General features: G+C 56.4%; 21 protein-coding genes, 1 rRNA gene and 1 CRISPR repeat array. Of the genes, 8 read left to right on the forward strand and 14 right to left on the reverse strand.

From position 1 onward, the window contains the following. The 5 genes from G565_RS0121030 to ilvY form a co-directional block, all read right to left on the reverse strand. A 16S ribosomal RNA gene (locus G565_RS0121030) occupies nt 1–203 on the reverse strand; the annotation flags it as partial. A 531-nt stretch (nt 204–734) separates the two neighbouring features. Continuing rightward, on the reverse strand, nt 735–1,370 hold the full coding sequence (locus tag G565_RS0121035; RefSeq protein WP_028672550.1) for a protein-methionine-sulfoxide reductase heme-binding subunit MsrQ: 636 nt from the start codon (nt 1,368–1,370) through the stop codon (nt 735–737). Beyond that, nucleotides 1,370–2,341: a protein-methionine-sulfoxide reductase catalytic subunit MsrP gene (msrP, locus tag G565_RS0121040; RefSeq protein ID WP_028672551.1), complete on the reverse strand. Its 972-nt coding sequence runs from the start codon at nt 2,339–2,341 to the stop codon at nt 1,370–1,372. Before msrP ends, G565_RS0121035 begins: the two co-directional genes overlap by 1 nt. A 249-nt stretch (nt 2,342–2,590) precedes the next feature. After that, nucleotides 2,591–3,388: a CDP-diacylglycerol--serine O-phosphatidyltransferase gene (gene pssA / locus G565_RS0121045; protein WP_028672552.1), complete on the reverse strand. Its 798-nt coding sequence runs from the start codon at nt 3,386–3,388 to the stop codon at nt 2,591–2,593. 75 nt (nt 3,389–3,463) lie between these two features. Then, entirely contained in the window at nt 3,464–4,351 is an 888-nt protein-coding gene (gene ilvY / locus G565_RS0121050) for an HTH-type transcriptional activator IlvY (RefSeq protein ID WP_028672553.1), read from the reverse strand. Nucleotides 4,352–4,570: 219 nt separating this feature from the next. On the opposite strand from ilvY, the gene ilvC reads away from it, so the two are divergent. Next, the gene (ilvC, locus tag G565_RS0121055) at nt 4,571–6,052 is read left to right on the forward strand and encodes a ketol-acid reductoisomerase (RefSeq protein ID WP_028672554.1); all 1,482 of its coding nucleotides are present in this window, start codon (nt 4,571–4,573) and stop codon (nt 6,050–6,052) included. 232 nt (nt 6,053–6,284) lie between these two features. Here the strand turns inward: ilvC and G565_RS26250 are convergent, their stop codons facing one another. Further along, nucleotides 6,285–7,031 carry a Crp/Fnr family transcriptional regulator gene (locus G565_RS26250; protein ID WP_051208372.1) on the reverse strand — a complete coding sequence of 249 codons (747 nt, stop codon included), beginning with the start codon at nt 7,029–7,031 and terminating at the stop codon, nt 6,285–6,287. 51 nt (nt 7,032–7,082) lie between these two features. Further along, the gene (locus G565_RS25400; protein ID WP_051208373.1) at nt 7,083–8,282 is read right to left on the reverse strand and encodes an EAL and HDOD domain-containing protein; all 1,200 of its coding nucleotides are present in this window, start codon (nt 8,280–8,282) and stop codon (nt 7,083–7,085) included. A gap of 125 nt (nt 8,283–8,407) precedes the next feature. On the opposite strand from G565_RS25400, the gene G565_RS0121070 reads away from it, so the two are divergent. Beyond that, a complete protein-coding gene (locus G565_RS0121070; RefSeq protein ID WP_028672555.1) occupies nt 8,408–8,593 on the forward strand; it encodes a hypothetical protein in 186 nt (61 codons plus the stop codon). Here the strand turns inward: G565_RS0121070 and G565_RS0121075 are convergent. From G565_RS0121075 to metE, 4 genes are all read right to left on the reverse strand, one after another. After that, nucleotides 8,587–8,943: a TraR/DksA family transcriptional regulator gene (locus tag G565_RS0121075; protein WP_051208375.1), complete on the reverse strand. Its 357-nt coding sequence runs from the start codon at nt 8,941–8,943 to the stop codon at nt 8,587–8,589. The two genes, G565_RS0121070 and G565_RS0121075, sit on opposite strands and share 7 nt — an antisense overlap. Before the next feature lie 95 nt (nt 8,944–9,038). Beyond that, nucleotides 9,039–9,530: an acetolactate synthase small subunit gene (gene ilvN, locus G565_RS0121080; RefSeq protein ID WP_028672557.1), complete on the reverse strand. Its 492-nt coding sequence runs from the start codon at nt 9,528–9,530 to the stop codon at nt 9,039–9,041. 2 nt (nt 9,531–9,532) lie between these two features. Further along, a complete protein-coding gene (locus G565_RS0121085; RefSeq protein WP_028672558.1) occupies nt 9,533–11,275 on the reverse strand; it encodes an acetolactate synthase 3 large subunit in 1,743 nt (580 codons plus the stop codon). Nucleotides 11,276–11,531: 256 nt separating this feature from the next. After that, nucleotides 11,532–13,853 (reverse strand): 5-methyltetrahydropteroyltriglutamate--homocysteine S-methyltransferase, encoded by a 2,322-nt coding sequence (gene metE / locus G565_RS0121090; protein WP_028672559.1) that lies wholly within the window; start codon nt 13,851–13,853, stop codon nt 11,532–11,534. Between the two features lie 121 nt (nt 13,854–13,974). Here metE and G565_RS25405 point away from each other — a divergent pair, with 121 nt between their 5' ends. Further along, nucleotides 13,975–14,910, forward strand: coding sequence for a LysR family transcriptional regulator (locus G565_RS25405; protein WP_051208378.1), 936 nt, complete (start codon nt 13,975–13,977; stop codon nt 14,908–14,910). Nucleotides 14,911–15,079: 169 nt separating this feature from the next. On the opposite strand, the gene G565_RS0121100 is transcribed toward G565_RS25405, so the two are convergent. Both G565_RS0121100 and djlA read right to left on the reverse strand, forming a co-directional pair. After that, the gene (locus G565_RS0121100; RefSeq protein WP_157600200.1) at nt 15,080–16,444 is read right to left on the reverse strand and encodes a leucyl aminopeptidase family protein; all 1,365 of its coding nucleotides are present in this window, start codon (nt 16,442–16,444) and stop codon (nt 15,080–15,082) included. A 67-nt stretch (nt 16,445–16,511) separates the two neighbouring features. After that, on the reverse strand, nt 16,512–17,309 hold the full coding sequence (djlA, locus tag G565_RS0121105) for a co-chaperone DjlA (protein WP_028672561.1): 798 nt from the start codon (nt 17,307–17,309) through the stop codon (nt 16,512–16,514). A gap of 149 nt (nt 17,310–17,458) precedes the next feature. Here djlA and G565_RS0121110 point away from each other — a divergent pair, with 149 nt between their 5' ends. The 5 genes from G565_RS0121110 (at nt 17,459) to G565_RS0121130 (ending at nt 24,043) form a co-directional block, all read left to right on the forward strand. Next, the gene (locus G565_RS0121110; protein WP_169579698.1) at nt 17,459–20,062 is read left to right on the forward strand and encodes an LPS-assembly protein LptD; all 2,604 of its coding nucleotides are present in this window, start codon (nt 17,459–17,461) and stop codon (nt 20,060–20,062) included. Between the two features lie 71 nt (nt 20,063–20,133). After that, nucleotides 20,134–21,357 carry a peptidylprolyl isomerase gene (locus G565_RS0121115; RefSeq protein ID WP_169579699.1) on the forward strand — a complete coding sequence of 408 codons (1,224 nt, stop codon included), beginning with the start codon at nt 20,134–20,136 and terminating at the stop codon, nt 21,355–21,357. 2 nt (nt 21,358–21,359) lie between these two features. Continuing rightward, complete coding sequence (gene pdxA, locus G565_RS0121120; RefSeq protein WP_211227253.1) at nt 21,360–22,349, forward strand: 4-hydroxythreonine-4-phosphate dehydrogenase PdxA; 990 nt, start codon at nt 21,360–21,362, stop codon at nt 22,347–22,349. After that, on the forward strand, nt 22,342–23,121 hold the full coding sequence (gene rsmA / locus G565_RS0121125; protein ID WP_028672565.1) for a 16S rRNA (adenine(1518)-N(6)/adenine(1519)-N(6))-dimethyltransferase RsmA: 780 nt from the start codon (nt 22,342–22,344) through the stop codon (nt 23,119–23,121). The genes pdxA and rsmA overlap by 8 nt, the downstream gene beginning before the upstream one ends. A gap of 91 nt (nt 23,122–23,212) precedes the next feature. Further along, complete coding sequence (locus G565_RS0121130) at nt 23,213–24,043, forward strand: symmetrical bis(5'-nucleosyl)-tetraphosphatase (RefSeq protein ID WP_028672566.1); 831 nt, start codon at nt 23,213–23,215, stop codon at nt 24,041–24,043. A gap of 333 nt (nt 24,044–24,376) precedes the next feature. On the opposite strand, the gene G565_RS27850 is transcribed toward G565_RS0121130, so the two are convergent. Beyond that, entirely contained in the window at nt 24,377–24,628 is a 252-nt protein-coding gene (locus G565_RS27850; RefSeq protein WP_084649512.1) for a CAP domain-containing protein, read from the reverse strand. A 492-nt stretch (nt 24,629–25,120) separates the two neighbouring features. Beyond that, nucleotides 25,121–25,820: direct repeats of the CRISPR family, unit length 29 nt; unit sequence CGGTTGATCCCCGCGCCTGCGGGGAACGG. Nucleotides 25,821–25,822 lie beyond the last annotated feature (2 nt).

The raw sequence follows: 25,822 nt of genomic DNA on the forward strand, positions 1-25,822 counted from the left end.
AAGCCCCCTTTCCTCCGTAGAGATTATTCGGTATTAATCCGGATTTCTCCGGGCTATCCCCAACTACCGGGTAGATTCCTACGCGTTACTCACCCGTCCGCCGCTCGTCAGCGGGTAGCAAGCTACCCCTGTTACCGCTCGACTTGCATGTGTTAGGCCTGCCGCCAGCGTTCAATCTGAGCCATGATCAAACTCTTCAGTTTAAATCGTTCGGCAGATACCCGAAGGCATCCGCCCAATCTTGCTCGACGCAAGCTACCCTCTGGCCGAAACCAAAAGGCGCCTTTCAACAAATGAATTCATTGACAGGTCGCTTACAGATCGAGTGTCTTTCCAGGAAAGACAATTCTTTATGCTTCCTCTTCCACTCAAGACTTCTCACCGGAGTGATCAGTACAAAAGCGTCCGATTCAGCGTCGACCTACAAGCGCCCACACGAATTACTTCTGGCAATGTTAAGGAACTCGAAGCTTGGCGCTATTGGCTGCTTCGTTCAACGTGGTGCGTATCTTAATGATCTGCGCCGCGCTGTCAACCTCTTTTTTAGATTTTTCCTTGTTAAATCAACCACTTAGGTTAGATCCAACCAGGCTCAATCGGTGTTGCTGAAAGAGGCTTCCCGTCACCGCTGTGCGGCGAGGGAGGCGTATAATAGTCTTTTCTGAGGGAGGGTCAAGAGGTGTTTGATAAAATACTGCAAAGAGGTGATAAAGAAGCTTTCTCAAGCACCACGTTCAGCCGTTTACGGCTGAAGAACGGCGGATTGAGCGCGCACGCGCACTCAACTTAACCCAGGCACGCTCGCCCAATAGAACACTGGCAGCCAGCGTATAGAGCCAGGCTTCAAGGGACGAGACCCGGGACTGCATCCAAAAATGAATGATCGCCAACAGTAGAATGCCGTAGATCACCCGATGCAGCCGCTTCCAGTTCTTCTTTAGCTTGCGCACCATGGCTTTGGGCGAGGTGACGGCGAGCGTAAACAGCCCGACCCAGCCAATCATGCCCAAATAGATAAAGGGGCGCTTGCTGATGTCGTCCCAGAATACCGCAGCATCCAGTTCAATCCAGCCAATCACATAGGTCCCCAGGTGGAGTGTTGCATAGAAGAAGGCATATAAACCCAGCATTCTGCGAAAGCGCACCGGGTTGGGTAAAGCGGTTCTGCGCTTAAGGGTTGAGCAGGCGAGCGTAATCAACAACATCCACAAGGCCCAGCGACCCATCTGTTGCAACACCACTTCCAGGGCGTCGACCCCCAGAGCACGGGGGTCGACCATGAACAACCCCCAAAAGTAGATAGCGGGCATCAGTGCCACTAAAAACAGCAACCACCAGACCGGGCTTTGCCTGAGATTAAAGGCGGCCACTAGAAAAACTTCCGCAAATCCATGCCTGCATAAAGCGGTGCCACCTCGTCATAGCCATTGAACATGCGGGTTTCAATGCGATCAACATCACCATTGGCTCCGATTCGCCGCTCACTGGCCTGACTCCAGCGGGGATGATCCACCTCTGGGTTCACATTCGCGTAAAAACCGTATTCGTTGGCCGCCGAGAGGTTCCAGGTCGTGGGTGGCATCTCCCGCACAAAACTGATGCGCGACACCGATTTAATGCTCTTGAACCCGTATTTCCAGGGCAGAAGCAACCGAATGGGGGCGCCATTCTGGTTAGGCAGCGGTTCGCCATACATTCCTATGGCCATGAATGCGAGAGGATGCATGGCTTCGTCCATACGCAAGCCTTCAACATAGGGGTAATCGATAAACGAGAAGCGACTGCGCTGACCGCGCATTTCGTCTGGCCGTTCAATCGTCTCGAAGGCTACATAGCGGGCGTCACTGGTTGGTTCAAACTGCTGCAACAGCTTTCCGAGTTCCACACCGATCCAGGGAATAACCATTGACCAGGCTTCTACACAGCGCAGCCGGTAGATCCGCTCCTCGGACGCCGATGCGCCTGAAATCAGCGGTGCCAGATCGAAGGTTCCTGGTTTGGTGCACTCACCATCAACGGTTATTTCCCAGGGGTAGGGATTAAAATCGCCCGAGTGCCTGGCAGGGTCACCTTTACCTGTGCCGAATTCATAAAAGTTGTTGTAGGACGTCGCATCCGCACGATCAGTAATGCCTTCATCCGTGGTCACACTGCGAAAGACGGTTTGATCAACCGTCTGATTCAACCAGGAAGGGACACTCTGACTTTCTGCAAAGACACCCGGCACGGCACCCGCCAAAGCGATGCCACCTGCCGCCTGAATGATCTGCCGGCGATTTACGAAGGCTGACTTAGGCGTAACGTCATTTTCTGTCAGATCTGAAGCGTGTCTGATTAACATAAAGCGAGTCCCATTGGGTTTGTTAACTCTACGGAATCAAGCGCTGACTGGTTTCACACAGGAGCAGGTGTGGGCAAATAGGCTGTTCGTCAGACGCCCAACTCACCCAACAATACGACAGCGCAAGCCCAGACTCTGGCACACAGGCGCCGCTGCGGCAGCGCCTTTACATGCTTTTTAACTCGCCTGGGCTAAAATACTCAACGGCTTCCCGCTACCGCCTTTGAAGCAAACCCGGCAGGACCAAGCTTACTCTTCTCTGGTCTCTGCTTTGCGGGCGTTACTGCGTTGGCGCAGCCTGCGCCACACTTCGAAAACAGGACCCGATACCGCATAGATCACGGCAAATGCCAGCAGAACCGGACCGGGATCAAGCGCAATAACAGCGATGACCATAACGGACAACAGCAGCACCACGAAGGGCACTCGGCCCTTGTCACTCAGGTCTTTGAAAGAATAGTAGCGGATTGGGCTAACCATCATTGCCCCAATCAACGGGACAATAATGACCATCAGCCAGGCAACAGATTCCCCTTCTACCCCTTTTTGACCCAGCGCCCAGACCATCGCCCAAAGTACACCCGCGCCGGCCGGGCTGGCCAGGCCGACAAAGAACTTCTTATCGACACTGTTAATCTGAGTGTTAAAGCGTGCCAGTCGCAAAGCCGCACCTGCCACGAAGATAAACGCAGCTACCCAGCCAAGGTTACTCAGGCTGTGCAACGACCACTGGTAGACCAGTATGGCTGGCGCAACACCGAAGGCCAGGTTATCGGACATGGAGTCGTATTGGGCACCAAACTCGCTTTGAGTGTGCGTCATACGGGCCACCCGGCCATCCATACCATCAAGAATCTGGGCAACAAAAATCGCCATCGCAGCCCGAACAAAGCCGCCATTCATGGACAATACGATTGAGTAAAAGCCGGCAAATAACGCCGCTGTTGTCAGCAGATTGGGCAATAAATAGATACCCCGGCGATGACTGGCCAAATGCTCAACCGGCAGCTGATCCGTATCGGTCGTTTTCTCTTCTGTGGAACTCATGGCTCCCCCTGTTACTGATTGGGCCGCACACGCTCAGGCGTGGACGACTGTAAATGTAGCAAACCGGACACGCTATTACCCGGTGATGTCGACCGCTGTCTTCCAGAAGGCACTGACCAGCGGGTCCTGTAACCGGCGATTCAATACGCAAACACCGACATCAAAGGGTTCCAGCTCAGTGTCCGTCTTAATGCGTTCAATCTTATCCTTCATCGGGCTGTTCTCAATAACCAGCCCCGGCACCACCCCGATCCCAAAGCCCAGCCCCACCATACTGACAATAGCTTCATTGCCGGCCACCTGAGCATAGATATTGGGTTTGATTGAATGCGAGCGGAACCAGTGGTCCAGTCGTTTTCTTGCCAGCCCGTACTCAGACATCACAAAGGGGATCTGCCCCCAGGGAATGGGGGTTTCCTGTATCAGACTGCGAACCGGGCAATCGATGACCGGTGCAATGAATTCCAGCGGCGTCTCGACAATGGACGCGAACATCAGGGGGTTGGGCAGGTGATCCGGACGCGGTGCCACGGCAACGTCGGTCTCATCGTCCATGACTTTTTGCACCGCCTGGGCCGCATCGCCCGTCTCAAGTATCACTTCAATGTTCGGGTAGCGCTGCCGAAACTCCGTGAGCACTTCGAGCATAAAGGAGTAACTGGCTGTGACCGAACAATACAGCCTGACTTGGCCGCGCAACTCGCCAGGGTCGTTTTGCAGCTTATGCCGCAACTCCTGCCAGTGTGCGAGGGTAGATTCCGCAAACTCGCGAAACAGGCGCCCTGCCTGAGTCAGTACGACCGTTCGGTTATCGCGTTCAAACAGCGTTGCACCCAGCTCGTCCTCTAGCCGGGCAATGCTTCGGCTCAGGGTAGACGGGCTAACATGCATCGCTTCGGACGTCTTGCCGTAATGCAGCGTTTGAGACAAGTGCAAGAACTGCTTGAGCGCTCGCAGATCCATAATAGGCCTCCTCTGATTAGACCCAAGTATGCCATGAGCGCACCGGTATTGCAGCAAACGCAACAATACCCACTCATTATCCACTGGATTGAACTCCTGATTTCCAGGCCAGAATTCGCAACAAACTATTTCGAACAATTCATTTCCAGCAACATTCTCACTTCGGTACACTGCCCTGCAATGGTGGACAAACCACCTTCAGCGTTTACAGGACACAGCATGAGTAATTACTTCAACACCCTGAATCTTCGCCAGCAGTTGGCCCAACTGGGCAAATGCCGGTTCATGGAAAAATCAGAATTCGCCAATGAGTGCGACGTACTCAAAGGCAAGAAAGTGGTTATCGTCGGTTGCGGTGCCCAGGGTTTGAATCAGGGCCTTAACATGCGTGACTCCGGCCTGGATGTCTCCTATGCCCTGCGTCAGGCGGCCATTGATGAGAAGCGCCAGTCGTGGAAAAACGCCAGCGAGAACGGTTTTCAGGTCGCGTCATACGAGACACTCATCCCCGAAGCTGACCTGGTAGTTAACCTGACGCCCGACAAACAACACAGCAACGTCGTTGAAACCGTAATGCCGCTGATGAAAAAAGGCGCAACGCTGGGTTATTCACACGGTTTTAACATTGTTGAAGTCGGCCAGAAGATCCGTGACGACATTACTGTTGTCATGGTAGCCCCGAAATGCCCGGGCACCGAAGTACGTGAAGAGTACAAGCGCGGCTTTGGCGTACCGACTCTGATCGCCGTGCACCCGGAAAACGACCCGAAAGGCGAAGGCTTCGAAATTGCCAAAGCCTGGGCCGCCGCCACCGGCGGTCATCGTGCGGGGGTGCTGGAAAGCTCGTTCGTCGCTGAAGTAAAATCCGACCTAATGGGTGAACAAACCATACTCTGCGGCATGTTGCAGGCCGGCTCATTGCTGTGCTTTGACAAAATGCTCGCCGATGGCGTCGACAAGACCTACGCCAGCAAGCTGGTTCAATATGGCTGGGAAACCGTGACCGAAGCGCTCAAGCATGGCGGCATCACCACCATGATGGATCGTCTGAGCAATCCGGCGAAGATCCGGGCCTATCAGTTGTCGGAAGAACTCAAAGAGCTGATGCGTCCTCTGTTTCAAAAACACCAGGACGATATCATCAGCGGTCACTTCAGTGACACCATGATGGCCGACTGGGCAAACGACGATAAGGACCTGTTCGGCTGGCGTGAAGCCACTGGTAAAACGGATTTCGAACAAACGCCGGTCGCTGCCAATGATCTGGATGAACAGGAATACTTCGATAACGGCATTCTGATGGTGGCAATGGTCAAGGCGGGTGTTGAACTGGCATTCGAGACCATGGTTGAAAGCGGCATCATTGAAGAAAGCGCCTACTACGAGTCATTGCATGAGCTACCACTGATCGCCAATACCATCGCGCGTAAAAAGCTCTATGAAATGAACGTTGTGATCAGCGACACCGCTGAATACGGCAATTACCTGTTCGCCAATGCTGCAGTTCCACTGCTGGCAGAACACTTTATGCCGAAAATCGGCACCGATGTGATTGGCAAGGGCATGGGGGCCTTCTCCGGCCAGGTCGATAACATTGAACTGATCAAGGTAAACACGGCCATTCGCAACCACCCGATCGAATGGATCGGCGAAGAATTACGCGGTTACATGACAGACATGAAGCGTCTCGTCGAGGCCTGAGTGCCAGACGGGCGCTTCGCTGGTCTCAGTGAGGTCCCCAAAAGGGAGTGAGCATTAGCCCGCCGATCCGGCGGGCTTTTTTTGTCCCAAGATCAGGAGTTTGCCAAAACCAGAGTGTCAGCCACCGGTTTTGCCTTGCCTCTCCGGACCAGTCCGCAACATGGATGGATCTACGACGGCCCCCGAGTGGCGCAGCCAGTGGCTGACACCGATTCTGGTCGTAATCTGATTTTCAGTCCGCTCCGGCTTGAAGCAGACGGTCATTCATCCGTTCGATATGCTTGGCCATGGTTTCCAGGGTAGAAAGCACCAGCTCTGGGCGGGAGGCGATCAGATGCTGAAACTTGTCGTAATCAACCCGGACAGCGCTGCAGTTCCCTTCCGCAATCACTGATGCGGTGCGGGTTGAGTGCAACAACATAGCCTGTAGCCCGAGAATTTCACCTTCCCGCGCTATACCGAGCTGCACGCCTTCACGCATCACCCGGGCACGGCCCTCTATCAAGGTAAATACGCAATCGGCTGGCTCACCCTCGCGGATAATAACATCGCCGGATTTGAAAAACTCGAAGCCCGGTGCCGGATCTTGTGGCATTTGAGAATTGTGTAATGCCAGGCGCAAAGCGGCGTCATTGAAGCCCGCAATCAGATGAGGCACGACCGATGCCTCAAGGCTGGACCAATACCAGATATCGAGAGTAACGGCCCCTTCCTGAAACCATTCCAGTACCTCGCCCACCTGGCCACACCAGCAATCATCGGACTCAAGGGCAAACAGGCGTGTTCCGTCAGCTGACAGGCCAATCACGCCTTCCACCGGTTTGACCAGCGCCCAGTTCGACGTATCGGCGTTCGACAAAGCCCCTCGACTGAACGAGCGAGTCTCATCCGGTTGAACCGAAACGCGTTTGAGGCTTTGAACCTGATGAGCCTGGGTGTGAGTAATCCAGCTATCCGGGTGTTGTACCAGTGTAAACATTGTGCCCCTCTGTCCTCGACATCCGGCTCTTGCATGAGAGCCGGTACTTGCTCAATCGAGCATTTCATCGGCACGCAAAACCGACTGACAATACGCTTCCTGCAATTTCATCGCCGGTCCCGATTCCAACAGTCGCCCGGGCAATGCATCCCAATGCGAGTGGCTGTAATCGACAGCGATCGTTAGAATCGAACCGAGCGCTCCCTCTCGCCGAGTGAGCGCTGCGCGCACATCGTCGGTGAAAGGCAACTGCTCGACAATCTGGTTCATGGGCCGGTCCAGCCAGGCGTCCAGCACTGACAGCAAGCCAACGGTGAACCCGGCCTGAGCCGTCAGTCCGGACTCCAGTGACGCCAGATGTTCACAAAAAAAGGCTCGGGTCAGCGCTTCACGTTGCAACTCTCCGGGTTTGTCCGACAACTGCCCCATGTTGATCAGCGTCACCCAACTGCGAATCCGGTCCAGCCCCAGCATCATAACCGCCTGGTGCAATGATTCAATCGCCTGTGCCCGCCGGTAAAACGCAGAATTCACCAGCTGCAGCAACTTATAGGATAGAACAGTATCGCGCTGAACGTGCTTATAGATCGCATCTATATCAACATCAGGCCGATACAGGTCGGCCAGAAGCATCAGCATGCCCATTCGATCCGGGTCGATCTGCTGGCCGCGAATGGTCTCCGGCTGGCAAAAGAAATACCCCTGGAAATAATCGAACCCCTGATCCCGGCAGGTCTGGTACATGACGTGATCTTCAATTTTCTCAGCGACCAGGGTGACATCGTGCTGTCGCAAGCGGTCAACCAGGGGTTTAACGTCCTCAGGTGGGGTCGCCAGCACATCGATCTTGACCATATCAACAAGATCGATCAGCTCCGGACGATAATCCCGACCCTCGAAATCGTCGAGCACCAACTTAAAACCACGATCTTTAAGCCCCTGAAGTAAGGGCACCAGATCGGCATCACCTTGGTAATCTTCAAGGACTTCGATGTAGAGGGTATCGCGCAGAATATCTGGCAGCGCATTCAGCATGGTTTTGGTCACATTGACCAGCCCTGGCTTATTGTTCAGCGCTTTAAAGGTATTCGAATGCGTGTAGGCATTCAGCATGACTGTGCGGGTGGCCAGATCGCCATCGGTGAAATCCGCCTGAATTGCGGACCCTTGTCGAAACAGCAACTCATAGGCAAACACTTGCTGAGTGCTGTCGAAGATGGGTTGGCGGGCAAATAAAACGACGTCGTGCAATCGTTTACCTCTTTTGCAATGGTTGTTAGCAATTATCGGGGTTAAGACCCAGACTGTAACGATAACGTACAACAATCGGTGCGTCGTGCACTCAAAACCCGCGATCACTCGTTCTGGAGGTAATAATGATTCAGATTGGCATGAATTGCGACCCCGAGTGGCTGTGCGACGCCATTACCGGGTTCATTGCGGTGCTATTGGCGCTACTGACAATCGGCCTGATTCGCATCAGCTTGCGCGAACGCCGAAAAAGCAGTAAGAAATACGTGATCAAACCCAGCGACCGAGCAGCCAACCGCAACGATCAGTGACCCTCACTTGCCCCCTGACATCGCAAACACAGAGACACTTCAGGTTGTGCTTCCAGCCGCCGGGGCTCAATGGCTTCATCGCACTGGTCACAATCGCCATAGTCTCCGGACTCCAGCTTGCGCATCGCCACCAGGACTCGCCGCAAACGCTGCTCGGTTTGCACAGCCGCCGCCTTGTGCATCTCCTGCTGGCCGATTGCGTCAATTCGAGACAACCGCCCAACCTGGGCCTGATCCAGAGTAACCGGGGCCGCGGCCTCCCTGAAATACGCCAACTCTTCCGTCAACCGCTCTTTCAGTGCCGTCAATTCGTCACCCTGATGCGCCAAAAAGTCATCGGACAGCGTCATATCAGGCCTCCTGTAAGAGCAGTTTGGCTGTCTATCGTTCTGTTAATAAAAAAAGGCGGGACAAGCCCGCCTACCATGCCTGATCAAGTAAAACGCTACAAACTCAGCGTCTTGTCTCCACGTGCCAGACCAGATACCCCGGTGCGTACTACCTCCATGATAGTTGCACCGCTAAGCGCATCCATAAAGGCGTTCACTTTTTCTTCGTTACCGGTTACCTGAATCGTATAGGTCGTCGGCGTCACGTCAATGATCTGACCGCGGAAGATATCGCAAGTACGCTTCACCTCCTCGCGCTGGGCACCGGTGGCCCGAACCTTAACCATCATCAGCTCGCGCTCAATGTGCGAGCCTTCGGTCAGGTCGACCAGCTTTACCACATCGATCAACTTGTTTAGATGCTTGGTGATTTGCTCAACAACCCGATCTTCACCTTTTGTGACCAGCGTCAGTCGCGACAGAGTCGCGTCGTCGGTAGGCGCCACGTTCAGGCTTTCGATGTTGTACCCGCGCTGCGCAAACAGCCCGACAACGCGTGCCAGTGCCCCGGCTTCGTTCTCCATCAATACTGAGATAATGTGCCGCATGATCAAGTCCTCTCCGTTTTGCTGAGGAACATGTCGGCCATAGAGCCGCCCGGTACCTGCATCGGATAGACGTGTTCGTGTGGATCTATCTGAACATCAATGAACACCACCCGGTCAGTAATGGCCATGGCCTCGGTCAGTTTGGCTTCCAGCTCGTCCGGTGATTCAATGAGAATACCGGCATGGCCGTAGGCTTCAGCAAGGGCCACAAAGTCGGGCAATGAATCAACATAAGAGTTCGAATACCGGGACTCATAGTTCATGTCCTGCCATTGGCGAACCATACCCAGGTAACCGTTATTCAGGCACAGAATCTTAACCGGCAACTGATATTGCTTACAGGTAGCCAGCTCCTGAATATTCATCTGGATCGAGCCTTCGCCGGTGACGCAGACGACAGCCGCATCCGGGTAATTCAACTGAACGCCCATGGCCGCTGGCAAGCCAAATCCCATGGTGCCGAGACCGCCGGAGTTAATCCAGCGATTGGGCTTGTTGTACTGGTAGTACTGAGCCGCAAACATCTGGTGCTGACCCACATCGGAACAGATGTAGGCATCGCCTTTGGTTACCTTACACAGCGTTTGGATAACATGCTGTGGCTTCATTTTTTCAGAGTCATCACTGCGGTAGTGACCACCGTGACGCTGACGCCATTCGTCGATCTGCTCCCACCACAGGCCAAGCGTTTCATCATCAACCCGCAGTTTGGATTGTTCGATTTGCTCCAGCATTTCCTTCAACACCGGTTTAACAGGCCCGACAATGGGAATATCTGCCTGGATAATCTTGGAAATGGACGCCGGATCAATGTCGATGTGAATAATGGTTGCATCCGGGCAGAACTTAGCCGGGTTGTTGGTTACCCGGTCATCAAATCGCGCCCCGATGGCCAGTATCAAATCGGCATTGTGCATGGTCATGTTGGCTTCATAAGAGCCGTGCATGCCGAGCATGCCCACGAACTGCCGATCCGTTCCCGGGTAGGCACCCAGCCCCATCAGCGTGTTGGTGACAGGGTAGTTCAGTTGCTGAGCCAGTTGCGTCAGCTCTTTGCTCGCCTTACCCAGAATAACTCCACCACCGCTGTAGATGATCGGCCGCTTGGCCTGCAGTAACGCATTGACCGCTTTGCGAATCTGACCGCTGTGCCCTTTCTTGACCGGGTTATAGGAGCGCATCTTGATGCGATCCGGGTATTCATACGGGAACTTCTCGTTCGGCATTGTCATGTCTTTGGGGATGTCGATGACGACCGGCCCCGGACGACCGCTTTCAGCAATATAGAACGCTTTCTTAACAATGGTCGGAATGTCAGCCGGGTCACGCACCGACATATTGTGTTTAACAATAGGCCGGGACAAACCCATCATATCGGTTTCCTGAAAGGCGTCGTCGCCCAACAGATGGCTCATAACCTGGCCGGTAATAACCACCATGGGAATCGAGTCCATATACGCGGTGGCAATTCCGGTAATGGCATTGGTCGCGCCGGGACCTGACGTCACCAGAACCACACCGGCTTTACCACTGGCACGAGCATAGGCGTCAGCCATATGCGTCGCCGCCTGTTCATGGCGAACCAGAATGTGTTTTACGTCAGATTGGTTATGAATGGCGTCGTAGATATGCAGTACGGCCCCGCCGGGGTATCCGTAAATGAATTCAACGCCCTGGTCTTTTAACGATCGGATCAGCATTTCGCCGCCGGATAGCATTTCCGGCTCATGCGCAGCTTGTGTCATGGTGAGCACCTTCGCTATGACTCAAGAACGCCGCTCTTTCCGAAGTTGGAGCGATCTTCAGCGCGTATTCAAGCAAGGCCGCCGGTAAGCGACTTTGCCAATACAGCCGACCGGTCGAGGGCGAACCTGCGACTCCGACGCCGACACTGCTGCTTGAATCGGGTTTCATTGGAACCGGGGGGCGATCAGAATGCGCCCGCGCCGGTTCGCGAAGTGTACCTTGGTTGCCTTACTGACGAAAGTAACCTGTTCTTTTTCAGGCTTTCGCGGTTTTTCCCGGTGCCGTCGACCGGTTGGCAAAGCGCTGGCGAAGCACTTTGGCGGCCGATACCATCGCCTCAAGAGCAGGGGTCACCTCTTCCCAGCGCCGGGTTTTTAGTCCGCAGTCCGGGTTGACCCAGAGCTGTTGCGCCGGAATGACCTTCGACGCCTGCTCCAACAGGTCGATGATTTGCTCAACACTTGGGGTATTGGGCGAATGAATATCGTAGACCCCCGGCCCGATGTCGTTCGGGTAGTCGAATTCCTTGAACGCCTCCAGCAGCCTGAGATCGGACCGGGACGTTTCTATCGTAATCACATCTGCATCCATCTGCGCGATAGAGCCCAGAATGTCGTTAAACTGGGAATAGCACATATGGGTGTGAATCTGCGTCTCGCTGGCTGCACCGCTGGCGGTCAGACGGAAGGCGCCGACGGCCCAGTCGAGATAAGTCTGCCAGTGACGGCGGCGCAACGGCAGGCCTTCACGCAGGGCTGCTTCATCGATCTGGATAATGCCAATGCCGGCCGCTTCCAGATCCAGCACCTCATCGCGCAGGGCCAGAGCCAGTTGCAGAGCTGTGTCGGAACGCGGCTGGTCATCCCGTACAAACGACCAGTTCAAAATGGTCACCGGGCCGGTCAACATGCCTTTCATCGGTTTGCTGGTCTGGGCAGCGGCGTATTGGGCCCAACGTACGGTCATTGGCGCCGGGCGCTGCACATCACCAAACAGAACCGGCGGTTTGACGCAGCGCGACCCGTAAGACTGCACCCAGCCAAACCGGGTGAACGCGAAACCGTCCAGTTGCTCACCGAAATACTCGACCATGTCGTTACGTTCCGCTTCGCCGTGCACCAGAACATCCAGCCCAAGTGCTTCCTGAGCCCGCACCGTGTCCTGAATCTCGGCTTCAATGCGGCGCTCGTACTCCTCGTGCGTTACATCACCGCGCCGATAATCGCGGCGCGTCTGTCTGATTGACTGTGTTTGAGGAAAGGAGCCGATGGTCGTAGTCGGAAACAGTGGCAACGGCAACTTTTCCTGCTGTGCTGCTCGACGTTTGCTGAATGGCTCGCTGCGGGTTGACGTCAAAGCCGTAAGCTTGCCGAGCCGGTCCCGAACCTCTGCCACTTTCAGGCGGGGCGAGTGCCGACGCTGCTGCACGGCGTTGGCCGAGGTGCGCAGAGCCGATAAGGCCTGTTCGCCGGGAGACTCGGCCAGGCCCTGCTTAAGCAAAACGACTTCATCCAGTTTTTGTACGGCAAAACTCAACCAGCTTTGCAATTCGTCATCCAGTTCGGTTTCCTGAGCCAGATCCACGGGCACATGCAGCAGCGAAGAAGACGGCGCAACCCAGAGCCGGTCACCCAGTTTCGCCTGAGCGGTTTTCAGGGTCTGCAACGCCTGATCCAGGTCCGTACGCCAGATATTGCGACCACTGACGACGCCCAGAGACAACACCTTGTGGCTCGGCAACCAGTCGACAAGCTGCGTCACCTCATGCGGTGCACTGACGGCATCCAGATGAATACCGGCTACCGGTAAGTTGCAGGTCAGTGTCACATTGTCGTCCAGAGCCCCAAAATAAGTGGCCAGCAATATCTTCACCGGCGCTGATTTCAATCGGTGGTAAGCGCGCTCATAAGCGGATTTCCACTCCTGCGGAAGATCCAGCACCAGGGCGGGCTCATCGATTTGCACCCAACCAGCACCCTGCCCCGCCAACCGGTTCAATAGATCGGCATAGGTATCGAGCAGTGAATCCAGCAGGCTCAGCCGATCAAAGGCCTCATCAGCCGGTTTGGACAGCCACAACCAGGTCAGGGGCCCCAGAATAACCGGCTTCACATCATGGCCCGCCGCCAGAGCCTCCTCGACCTGATCGAACAGGGCACTGGTGGAGACGGAGAAGGTCTGGTCAGCACGGACTTCCGGCTCAAGGTAGTGGTAGTTGGTATCGAACCACTTGGTCATGGTGCAGGCTGCCGCTGGCGTGCCAGACGGTGCCCGGCCCCGTGCCATGCGAAAATAGGTGTCGAGATCGACCTTACCGCCCTGCCAGCCAAAGCGCTCTGGTACCACCCCCAGCAACGCCGATGTATCGAGCACCTGATCGTAAAACGAAAAATCACCCACGGTTACCACATCCAGACCAGCGTTGGCCTGCAGTTGCCAGTGCCGGTGACGCAGGGTGCGACCTACCGCCAACAAGTCGGCCTGGCTGCGATCGCCCGACCAATAGGCTTCGAGTGCAAATTTCAATTCCCGCTGTGCGCCGATGCGCGGAAAACCCAGTGTGTGTGCGAGTGTCATGACAAATCCCTGATTAACGGTTGATGCAAAATGGCTATTGATTCACTGGGGACGGAGTGTGACCATAAGGGAAATTCAATTCTATCTCATAATTTTCACGTTTTTATCAAATAGGATTCATATGTTTCTGGAGCGGCGTCACCTGCACAGCCTGAAAACCATTGCTGACTGCGGCAACCTCGCCAGGGCAGCCGAGCAACTGCACATCACCCAATCAGCACTGTCGCATCAGTTGAAGAGCCTGGAGCACCATTTTGATGTGTCGCTGTTTCTCAGGCACACCCGGCCCATCCGGTTAACTCCGGCAGGTCACAAACTGGTGCATCTGGCGGAACAGGTACTGCCGCGGATGGCGGACGTGGAGGACGAACTGAGCCGGCTGGCCAGTGGTGAGGCAGGCAGGCTGTACATCGCCATTGAATGCCACGCCTGCTTCGACTGGCTGATGCCGGTACTGGAGCGTTTCAAAAAAGCCTGGCCAATGGTGGACATCGACATCCGCCTGGGCCTGAGCTTCGACTCCATTACCGCCCTGCGCGAGGGCGAACTGGATCTGGTGATTTCATCCGACCCGGTCGAAGCCAGCGACCTGGACTTTCGACCCCTGTTTCAATACGAAGGCCGCCTGGTGATGGCCGAGGACCACCCACTGGCGCAAAAGGACTGGATTGCCGCTGAAGACCTGAAAACCGAGCAACTGATCACCTACCCGGTCTCTCGCGACCGGCTCGATGTGTTCAAGCACTTCCTAAGCCCGGCTGGAGTCGAACCAAAATCCATCCGCCAGTCGGAACTGACCGCCGTGATCCTGCTGCTCGTCGCCAGCGGCCGAGGCCTCTCCGCCCTGCCCGACTGGGTGCTGCGCTACGCCCAGCAACCGACTTCATCGCTGACCTCACGCCCGCTGGGCAAACAGGGCCTGCACGGCACCCTCTACGCCGCCATTCGCAGCATTGAAGGCCAAAGCCCGTATTTGAACGATTTTATTGGCTTGGCTGGGGAGTTTGGGCCTAAATCTATTAGGGACGTGGGACATGGACTGACGCAACACACTTAAAGACGCGAAACATGAAATGACGCGAAACACGAAGGGACGCTAGACATTAAAAGACGTTCCAGGCGTCATGCGCCTTCCGTCTTTCTTTGTTTTACGTCAGTTAATGTCTTGCGTCTTTTGGTGTTTCGCGTCCCTTAATGTTCTGCGTCAGTCCATGTCCCGCGTCTTTTCATCGGTAACGCTGTTCCAACATTTCAAACACCGCCCGCACGCCAAACGCCTCGCCACCGACCGGGCGGCCTGGCAGGGCGCGCTGGTTCCAGGCCATGATGTCGAAATGCACCCAGGGCGTTTGCTCGACAAAGCGCTTAAGGTAAAGCCCAGCGGTGATGGCACCACCAAAGGGGGTGGGTGCGCAGTTGACCAGATCGGCCACTTCGCTTTTCAGGAAGTCGTCGTAGGGGGTGTGCAACGGCAACTGCCAAACCGGGTCGCTGACTTTTTTGCCGGCGGCATTGAGGTCCCGTGCCAGCGCATCGGCGTCGGTGAAATAACCGGGTAACTCGGTGCCGAGCGCAACCCGGGCGGCACCGGTCAGGGTCGCGAAATCGATGATCATGTCAGGGGTCTCGGTATCGGCTTCTGCCAGCGCATCGCACAATACCAGGCGGCCTTCGGCGTCGGTGTTGTCGATCTCGACCGTCAGCCCCTTGCGCGTTTTCAGCACATCCCCGGGCCGGAACGCATTACCGGACACCGCATTTTCCACCGCTGGAATCAGCACCCGAAGATTCACAGGCAGGGCCAGCGACATAATCATCTGCGCCAGCCCCAGTACATGAGCAGCGCCGCCCATGTCTTTTTTCATGTGACGCATGCCAGCCGCTGGTTTGATATCCAGACCACCACTGTCGAAACACACGCCCTTGCCGACGAGTGTCACTTTTGGGTGTTCCGGATTACCCCAGCGCACGTCGAGCAAGCGGGGCTCATGAACAGAAGCGCGGCCGACGGCGTGTATCGTCGGGTAATTTTCGGTGAGTAACTGCTCACCGACCAGCTCACTAAATCGGGCATCATACCGCTCGGCCAGCGCTCGGGCGGCTTCCGACAAATGCTCGGGCATCATGTCGTTGGGCGGTGTATTCACCAGATCGCGCACCAGCGCAACCCCTTCCGCCAGGCGTCGCAAGCGCTCAACCCGCTGCTCGTCGGCCATTAGCAGCCGGGCTTTGACGGGCTCGGTGCTTTTATAGCTGTCGAACCGGTAAGTACCCAACAACCAGCCGAGACCGGCCCGGTCGAGAAAATCATCAGCGCCCTGCAGCCAGTAGTCCCCTTCAGGCAAGCGTCTGGCCAGGTCACCCAGCAGCCACTGATCATCCAGTGACGCAACGCCCAGCAGCACTTCTGCCAGGGCACCGTCTTCGCCCGGCAACAGAACAAGACCCTTACCGGTAAACCCAGTGGTGCTCAGCCAGGCAACTTGCTCGGCCGGGCGCCCTTGCGCCCAGGTTTCAAACTCACGGCTTTCCAGCACGGTCAGGGGAATACCGGTCGTGCCGGCTTGCAATTGTTCAGACAGTATTGGCATGGGAGATCTAAACTCACTGATAAGGCAGAATTACTGTAATCGCGGCAGATAGCCGACTTTCAAGGGGTCAGGCCGCTTTTCGAGCCTGCTTGATCATTTCATAGGCTTGCTGAATTTCCTGGGTTTTCTCCTTGGCGACACCGGTCATTTCCTCGGGCAGGCCTCGGGCAACTAGCTTGTCCGGATGATTCTGGTTCATCAGCCTTCGATACGCCTTTTTCAGATCCGCATCAGACGCTCCGGATTCTATACCCAGCACTTTGTAGGCTTCTTCAATGCTTGGTCCGGTCTGCCTTGCCGACTGGCTCGACTGGGAAAACTGAGCCTGCGCTTTGATGCGCTGATTGATCAGTTCAAACTGCCATTTATTGAAGCCAAGTGCCTTGCAGATCAGTTGAATGACCCGTTGTTCACTGGCACTGAGGTTGCCGTCGGCATAGGCGGTTTGCAATTGAATCTCAAGGAATATCTGGCTCAGGGTCTGTCGCCGGCCGATGACTTCCCGCAATTCTTCCAGCACCGGCATGATGTCATATTCCGGCGACTTGCCTTCATTGAACAACCGCATCGCTTCCATGCGTTGAGCGGCATCCAGCCCCATGCGATTCATCACCATTCGCGCCAGTTCGATTTCGCGCTCACTGACCCGGCCATCGGCCTTGGCCAGTTTGCCCATCACCCGGAACGTTGCCTGAAAAAACACCGTTTGCATGACACCGCGCCGGTCGTCACTGCTGAACGGGTTAACCGGCTGACTGCGCGCCCGATCGAACGCGTTACCCAGTAACAGCCCAAGGGCTAGCCCTATCGGCCCGCCGGTGTATAAACCGATGGCACCGCCGATTACTTTTCCGTACCACTGCACCCTACTGTTCCTCTGTTGCGCGTAAAGCCCGTGAAAATCCGCCTTCCAGCTTAACCCGATCCAGTCCGTTTGCACACTGCTACGGTATGCCCTACAGCCCCTTTCCGGTATTATGCCTGCTTCTGACTCTGACCACTGTTCATGGGCGTATGCCGCGACCACACCAACTATACAGCGCCCTCTGGGCGACGCTCGCCCTGGGACTGACCACAACCGGTCCCGGCAGTGTTGCGTGGGCTGACAGTGAGACACTGTCGCAGAATCAGGGCGTGTTCACTGACTGGCGGCCTTATGCCGAATTGCCCGCACGTGAGCGTGCCGGTATCGCGCCATACTGCCCCGGAGGGTTCGTTGACCCGCTGCGTTCAGACCCCAATGTCGACCCGAACCTGCCCGATGATCAAAGTCCGCTGTATTTTAACTTCGATGAGAGCCGTTTACTGACACCCAATGAAGCGCACCTGGTCGGTAACGTTAACGCCCGCCAAAACAGTTTTCAGTTTCTGGCCGATGAGATCACCTATCAGCGCAGCACCGGCACAGGTGAACTGACCGGCAATGTGCAACTGCGCACTCTGGGCGCCATGGTCGGGGGCAATTCTGCACAGCTCGATCTGGACCAGCGCAGTTCCGACATCAATGAAGCCTATTTTGCCTTGCACGACCAGGATTTGCACGGCAACGCCGACCGCATGTCGCGCCAGGGCGACAGCTTGCTGACCGGACAGAGCGTTGCTTTTACCCGGTGCATGCCACAAGACCCGACATGGCAGATACGAGCGGCACGGTTCGAAGTCAACCGCGACACCGGCATCGCGAAAGCCTGGCACGCCCGTTTTCAGATCCAATCCGTCCCGGTGCTCTACGTACCCTATGTCTCCTTCCCCATCGATGACCGGCGGCGCAGTGGTTTTCTGACCGGCACCTATGGACTGGCAACAGAAAACCCCGGTTTCAACGAGTTGTCCGTGCCCTATTATTTGAATCTGGCGCCTAACTACGACGACACCTTCACGCTCCACTACTATTCCGATCTGGGCTTGTTGGCGCGCAACGAATTCCGCTTTCTGACCGAAGACCATAACGGTGTGTCCGACCTCGACATTCAGGTGTCACAACCGAACGACACCCTCGATGCCGATACCGAAGCGCCGCGTCGCTGGGCATTCGATCACCGTCAATCGGGGCAGTTGGGCGATGCCACCGGGTATGACCTGTCAACTCGCTGGGTCAGCGACATCCGCTACGACCAGAACTTCAACGATGGCGGCGACATTGTTGAAGACCAGACCCTGAACCTGAACCTGCGCCATCAAATCCGCACGGGGACGCTAAGGTTCGGTTCTGCCTTCACCACCCCGGTTCAGGACAGCCCGGAAAACTTCCAAACGGCAAAAATCACCGCCAGTACCCGCTTCGGCAATGTCACGCCCAGTTTGCTCGCCGAATGGCAGGAACCAAAAGACGATGAGGTGACCGCTGCCAGTCACGCTTTAAAGCGGTTGCCGGAAGTAAGCCTGCGCTATAACAGCCTTAGTCTGCCAGGCAATCTGAACCTCGGGGCTACTGGCACCTACAGCCTGTTCAGCCGACAACTCGACACAGACCGGCTCAACAACCTGACCACTCCCTCACAGCTTGACCTGGCTACAGACTCACAGCGTTTTTACCTGAATACCCGCCTCAGCTACCCACTGGATGTTGAATGGGGTTATCTGAGGCCAGAACTCGAAGGGTTGGCGCTGGCCTACCAGCAATCGAACTCGGTCGATCCCCAATTCAGTTACCAACCGGATGAGTTTTCCGCCACGCCCGGTGCGGTAAACTGGCGCACCACGGTGGACAGCCGACTTATTGCCGAACGCCCCTTCGCAGCGGGAAGTAACGTTTGGGTGCACTCCCTAGAACCCCGGCTGCATTACACCTACACGCCCTTTGTCGATCAGTCGGATCTGCCTGATCTGAACACCAGCCCAGTGGACAACGATTTTGCCCTGTTTTCCAAATCCCGCTTTTCGGGGCTCGACCGTTTTGGCGACATGAACCGCCTCAGCGCCGCGCTCGATACCCGTCTGCGTGACAAACAGAGCGGCCGGGAGCTGGCATTTTTCGGTGTCAGCAAAGGCATCAAACTGAGCCAGGAGCGCGTCGGCGAAAGAGCCACGCTCGACGAGGACCCGGATTTCAGCCCCGAATACAGCCCCAACTACCTGGACGCCCGCTGGGCGCCCAGTCGTCAGGTGGCTGTAAATGCCAGCGCTCAATTCGAGCACGAGAGCATGGATTTGCAAGCCTACAGCCTGGACGTAACCTTTCTGCCCAATGACCGGCGTTTCATTCGACTCGCGGTTAGCGGCGACCGGCCCGACCAGGATGAGAGCCCGGCCGGATATCAGAGCTTCGGCGCATCGGGCTACTGGACTGTGCGTGAAAACCTGGCCCTCATTGGGTACGCTAACTGGTCACGTCCGCTGGATTTAGAGGGCAACGTCACCGACGACTATGCCTACACTGATCTGGTGTACGGCATAGACTACGACAGCTGCTGCTGGAACCTCAGGTTGGTGGGCTACAACAGCGTGCCGGATGAAGATGAAGACACCATCGGTACCGGCCTGTTTGCCAGCCGTGCCGAACAGGGCGTGAAGTTTGAAGTGACGCTCAAAGGCCTGGGCGGCAGCACCGGCAATGTTGAAAGTTTACTGGATGAAAAAGTGCCCGGTTACCGCGGCCGCCTGTACAATTACCGTTAAATTTGGCAGCGACGCTCGCCGGCGATTGCGAGCCCTTTGCCATTATCACCTTTTATCAGTGGGAGTTTGCCGTGTTTCACCTGTTTAACCGCCTGGGTGCCTGCGCCCTGGTCATTGTCGGTATCAGTCTGCCCGCGCACTCGGAAGAATTGCTCGATCGCATTGTTGCCGTTGCCAATGAAGACGTCGTGACCGCCAATGAGCTGGTACAGCGCACCCGAACTGTGCGCGAACAGTACGCCAGCAACCCCGGCGTACTGCCACCGCAGGATCAACTGCGCAGACAAATACTCGACGCCCTGATTCTAGAGCGACTGCAACTGCAACTGGCAGATTCAATCAATCTGCGCATTACCGATTCCCAAGTAAACAGCGCGGTCAATCGCCTGGCCCAGCAACGCAATATGACGCTCGAACAGTTTATCTCCGCGTTGCAGAGCAATGGCCAGGACTACCCAACCGTGCGCGAACAGGTCCGTCAGGAACTGACCATTGGTGAAGTCCGTCGCCAATATGTGGGCCGCACAGTCAGAGTCACCGAAGGCGAGATCGAGCGTTACCTGAACACACTCGCAGGTCAGTCATTGGCCGAAGCGGAGTTTGAACTGGCCTACCGCCGATTTGCACCGGAAGAGGCCGAGGCCGCCCGGGCGCTTCGGACCGCGTTAAACCAGGGCGAACGGCTGACCGACGACACCGAAGCCCGGAATTTGGGGCTAAGAAAAGTCAACGAGCTGCCCAGCGTCTTTCGCACCGTGGTTCCGGTGATGGAGCTGGATGAGGCCGTGCTGGTGGAGCGCGATGATGCCCTGCACCTGGCTCAACTGATCAGCAAAAATGAGCGCCGTGCGGTTCAGGTAGACCAATACCGGGTTCGTCACATTCTGATTCGCCCCAATGTCGTTCTGAACGAAGACCAGGCCCAGGCCCTGCTGACTGATCTGCGCGAGCGAATCGCAGACGGTGAAGACATGGCTAGCCTGGCCAACCAGTTCACCGATGATCTGGGCAGCAAAGGCAATGGCGGTGATCTCGGTTGGCGCCAGGCTGAAGAATTTGTTCGTGCTTTCGCTGGCCAGGTAAGATCCATGCCTGCCGGTGAGATCAGCCCGGTGTTCCAGTCTGAATTTGGTTATCACATTTTGCGCGTTGAAGATCAGCGCACTCAGGACATTGGTTTGGACGTTCTTCGACAGCAAGTGCGCGAGTCCCTGTCGGAGCGCAAATACCAGGAGGCCCTGGAGCGCTGGCTGGTCGAGCTTCGGGCCCAGAGTTTTGTTGAGGTACGGCTTTGACCCTGCCGCTGGCGGTTACACCGGGTGAGCCAGCAGGCATCGGGCCGGATCTGGTCCTCAGGCAAGCACTGAACAGCCACCCGGGCCCCTGGTTTGTCATTGCCGACCCGGCTCTGCTGGCCTCGCGCGCCGACCGTCTGGGACTGGCCGTTACGCTGAGGGAGATTCAGTCGCCCGATGAGCTGACTGACCACACCCCCGGCATCCTGCCTGTGTTGCCGGTGGCCTTGCGCCAGCCCTGCAAACCCGGAGTGTTGAACCCGGCTAACGCCGCATACGTTCTGCAAACGCTGGATGTCGCCATCGACCTGGCACTGGCCAACCGGGTCGCCCTGGTCACCGGCCCCGTGCACAAAGGCGTCATCAACGAGGGCGGCATTCCTTTTACTGGCCACACTGAGTACCTTGAACAAAAAGCGGGTGTTGACCAAGTAGTGATGATGCTGGCCACAGAGGGGTTACGCGTCGCTCTGGTGACCACTCACTTACCCCTGAGCGCCGTGCCAAAAGCCATCACCGCCGACAAACTCAAGCGAGTCACCGCAGTGCTGCACGCCTCTCTGATTCAGGACTTCGGTTGCCCCACACCGCACATCCTGGTGACCGGCCTGAACCCCCACGCCGGGGAAAGCGGCCACCTGGGTCGCGAAGAAATCGACATCATCGAACCGGCGCTGGACGAACTGCGCGCGCTGGGCTGGCAACTGGAAGGCCCGCTCCCGGCCGATACCCTGTTTCAACCGCACTACCTAAATCGCGCTGATGCCGTGCTCGCCATGTACCACGACCAGGGCTTGCCAGTACTGAAATACAAAGGCTTCGGCGCTGCCGTTAACATCACCCTGGGCCTGCCCTTTATTCGCACATCGGTCGATCACGGCACTGCGCTTGATCTCGCCGGAACCGGCCAGGCCAGTGATGGTTCACTCGCCGTAGCCCTGACCACCGCCTTTGACATGGCCAACCACCGGAGCCAGCACACGCATGCATAAAGCACGCAAACGATTTGGACAAAACTTCCTGCACGACGCAGGAGTGATCGACCGCATTGTCAAAAGCATTGCCCCCAAACCCGGCCAGCATCTGATCGAAATCGGCCCCGGCCAGGGTGCGCTGACTGAACCACTGCTGGAAGCAACAGGAGGCGAACTCGACGTGGTTGAACTCGACCGCGACCTGATTCCGATACTGAGAACCAAGTTTTTCCGGGCTGAAAACTTGCGCATCCACGAAGCCGATGCCCTCAGTTTCGATTTCAGCACGCTGGTTGACGATGACCGACCGATGCGTCTGGTCGGCAACCTGCCCTACAACATCTCCACACCTCTGATGTTTCACCTGCTCAACTACGCTGACAAGATTCACGACATGCACTTCATGCTGCAAAAGGAAGTGGTGCAACGGCTGTGTGCCGCCCCCGGCGACAGCGCCTACGGCCGCCTCGGCATCATGATGCAATACCATTGCGAAGCGCGGTATCTGTTCACCGTGCCGCCCGGTGCGTTCACCCCCGCTCCCAAAGTCGAGTCGGCGATTGTGCGCCTGAACCCGCGCAAGACCCTGCCCTTTGTAGCGCGGGATCCGAAAAAGTTCGAGATCGTTGTGCGCACGGCCTTCGGGCAACGCCGCAAAACCCTGCGCAACAACCTGAAAACCCTGATCAGTGACGCACAGCTTGAAACCATTGGTATTAACCCGGGCGCGCGAGCTGAAACGCTGGGCATCGAACAGTTTGTTAACATTGCCAATGCCCTGACCGAGTGACATTCCACACCCGTCTGTAACCGGACGAAGCCGTCAGTCAGTAAAAGGCACAAAGCCTGTTCAAACACCTGAAAAGTAATGTGGAGGGCTCATGACGCTCTACGCCGTTGGCGATCTGCAAGGCTCCCGCGAACCGCTGGAATTATTGCTGGAGGCCGTGAAATTTGATTCATCAACAGACCAGCTATGGTTGGCGGGTGACCTGGTCAACCGGGGTAAGGACTCACTCGGTTGCCTGCGCCTGGTAAAGGGGCTGGGTGCTGCGGCCAGCACCGTACTGGGCAACCACGACCTGCACTTGCTGGCCCTCGCCCACAGCAATAAGCCCCGCAAAAGCAACCCGGACCTCAATGCCATTCTCACGGCCAGCGATGCCGACGACCTGCTCGACTGGCTACGCCAGCAACCGCTGCTGCTACAAGATACCGAGCGCAACCTGCTGCTGACCCACGCTGGTATCCCGCCGAACTGGAGCGACCAGAACGCCATCGACCGGGCTCGGGAACTCGAAGCCGTACTGGCCGACCCGACAAGTTTTCACGACTTTATTCAAGGCATGTACGGTAATGAACCAGCCCGCTGGAGTGACGACTTAACAGGCCCGGACCGCTGGCGCTACATTACCAACGCCTATACCCGAATGCGTTTCTGTGGCCCGAACGGCGAACTCGAATTCGACAACAAAGAAGGCACAGATAACCCTCCAGAAGGCATGAAGCCCTGGTTCGAATGGCCCACTCAACGCCAACATACCTTATTGTTCGGCCACTGGGCCGCGCTGATGGGAAAAACCGGCAACGACGACATTATTGCCCTCGATACCGGTTACGTCTGGGACAACTACCTGACTTTGATGAACATGGACAGCGGCGAACGCTGGCAATGCGATACGGCCGGTATTGTGTTCAGAAACGAGGGCTAATAACCCTAGGTTTCATTTCTCGTAGGAGGCCAGTCCCCTGGGCGACAGGCAGAAATACAAACCAATGACCTTCAATGCCGCAAGCAAAAGACTTAACCCTGTTTAATGGACTCACAGCCACCCTCCTTCGTGTGGCTGTGTGCCTGCTAGCTCGGCGTCCTGGTGTGGCCGGCGCAGCGCAGCGCAGCGCGATGATTATGCTGGCCGGATCGCACTGTTGACGGCATTGGGTGGAAGGTTTGCGTCGGGAGTGAGCTTATGTGCTCGACGGTTACGGAGATTTCAGTCTGAGACCCAATTCTGAAGCTGACTAAGCCTAAGTCTGACTAACTTCTAGGGCTGGGCCGAGAAAACCTGCGTCCAGTAGTTGGAAAAATCCGCATCACTGAAATCCACCCTACTTACCGCAAACATACGGAATTGTTTACCCATGATATCGCGACAATGCCCGGGGCTTTCCAGCCAGCCTTGCATGACAGTGTCAACGGAAGAGTAACCCGCTGCAATGTTCTCTCCGACTGCAGACCAGTTATAACCAGCCGCGCTGACTCGATTCGAGACCCCCCAACCCGTCGGAGCCTGTATGACTGAAAAAAATTCTGGGTCGCCATATCCTGGGTGTGACGGTCTGCTGCTTCATCAAGTTGACAACTGTAAGACAGCGGTTGCGCAGCAGGGTAACTTTCAGAACCACAATTACGAGCGTTTGCCCGGGCCGCATTGACTTGCTCCAACATCTGCGCCCGATAGCCGCTGAGCTCACAGCTGGAAGCATTGCCGCCTGAATCATCATCGCCGCTATCCAGGCAGCCTGTCAGGAGAATGCCAAAAGCAAGAACAGACCAAGCTATCTATTTCACTGTTTATTGCCTCTGTGGGTTTGAAATGATTGGTAGCATTGTTGAGAACTACTCCAATTGGACAACTCAGTGCAAGATGGCATTTGTAGTTTATCGACAATAGCGTATCAATGGATATCTAAAGAGTCTTCGAAACTGACTTGTGACTCAATACAATAAGATTGAACCCCGCGCAGGGAGACAGTGGGTGGCCCAAGAAACACTTTTTATCTAGATGCAATTTATCCCCGCGCCTGCGGGGAACGGGCCGAGCGTCGTGTTGACGAATGCTTTCAGTTCGGTTGATCCCCGCGCCTGCGGGGAACGGCAGGTCAATGTCTACCTCTATCGTTACCCGGTCGGTTGATCCCCGCGCCTGCGGGGAACGGTTGGGCGGAATTATCGGCCCCGATTTTGGGGCCGGTTGATCCCCGCGCCTGCGGGGAACGGTTGGTGAAGGCGGGTGTGATCGAGACAACGACCGGTTGATCCCCGCGCCTGCGGGGAACGGCGGCGTCTCCCGTACCCAGTATATGGCGACGCCGGTTGATCCCCGCGCCTGCGGGGAACGGGCGGGGCTGCTGAACGATGACCAGATCCTGCTCGGTTGATCCCCGCGCCTGCGGGGAACGGAGTGGGTTAGGCTCAATGCCTGCCTCGGCGTGCGGTTGATCCCCGCGCCTGCGGGGAACGGAAACCCCGCTCGGTGGCTGGGCTCTTACGGTGCGGTTGATCCCCGCGCCTGCGGGGAACGGCGGTAGTGTTATCTGCGCCCGGTGACTCTGACCGGTTGATCCCCGCGCCTGCGGGGAACGGTAATACAATCGATGCAGACGGAACCGTTTTGACGGTTGATCCCCGCGCCTGCGGGGAACGGGTCCCTGGCGTTGAGGTCAAGTAGTGTGCTTTCGGTTGATCCCCGCGCCTGCGGGGAACGGGA

The organism is Saccharospirillum impatiens DSM 12546 (assembly GCF_000423605.1).
In the GTDB taxonomy this organism is placed as follows: Bacteria; Pseudomonadota; Gammaproteobacteria; order Pseudomonadales; family Natronospirillaceae; genus Saccharospirillum; species Saccharospirillum impatiens.

Bases quoted from the DNA above. Each gene is read 5' to 3' on its own strand.
- G565_RS0121085 (WP_028672558.1), bottom strand. From the start codon at position 11,275: ATGACACAAGCTGCGCATGAGCCGGAAATGCTATCCGGCGGCGAAATG.
- msrP (WP_028672551.1), bottom strand. From the start codon at position 2,341: ATGTTAATCAGACACGCTTCAGATCTGACAGAAAATGACGTTACGCCT.
- ilvY (WP_028672553.1), bottom strand. From the start codon at position 4,351: ATGGATCTGCGAGCGCTCAAGCAGTTCTTGCACTTGTCTCAAACGCTG.
- pssA (WP_028672552.1), bottom strand. From the start codon at position 3,388: ATGAGTTCCACAGAAGAGAAAACGACCGATACGGATCAGCTGCCGGTT.
- G565_RS26250 (WP_051208372.1), bottom strand. From the start codon at position 7,031: ATGTTTACACTGGTACAACACCCGGATAGCTGGATTACTCACACCCAG.
- G565_RS0121070 (WP_028672555.1), top strand. From the start codon at position 8,408: ATGATTCAGATTGGCATGAATTGCGACCCCGAGTGGCTGTGCGACGCC.
- G565_RS0121110 (WP_169579698.1), top strand. From the start codon at position 17,459: ATGCCGCGACCACACCAACTATACAGCGCCCTCTGGGCGACGCTCGCC.
- G565_RS25405 (WP_051208378.1), top strand. From the start codon at position 13,975: ATGTTTCTGGAGCGGCGTCACCTGCACAGCCTGAAAACCATTGCTGAC.
- metE (WP_028672559.1), bottom strand. From the start codon at position 13,853: ATGACACTCGCACACACACTGGGTTTTCCGCGCATCGGCGCACAGCGG.
- ilvC (WP_028672554.1), top strand. From the start codon at position 4,571: ATGAGTAATTACTTCAACACCCTGAATCTTCGCCAGCAGTTGGCCCAA.
- G565_RS0121075 (WP_051208375.1), bottom strand. From the start codon at position 8,943: ATGACGCTGTCCGATGACTTTTTGGCGCATCAGGGTGACGAATTGACG.
- rsmA (WP_028672565.1), top strand. From the start codon at position 22,342: ATGCATAAAGCACGCAAACGATTTGGACAAAACTTCCTGCACGACGCA.
- G565_RS0121100 (WP_157600200.1), bottom strand. From the start codon at position 16,444: ATGCCAATACTGTCTGAACAATTGCAAGCCGGCACGACCGGTATTCCC.
- G565_RS0121130 (WP_028672566.1), top strand. From the start codon at position 23,213: ATGACGCTCTACGCCGTTGGCGATCTGCAAGGCTCCCGCGAACCGCTG.
- ilvN (WP_028672557.1), bottom strand. From the start codon at position 9,530: ATGCGGCACATTATCTCAGTATTGATGGAGAACGAAGCCGGGGCACTG.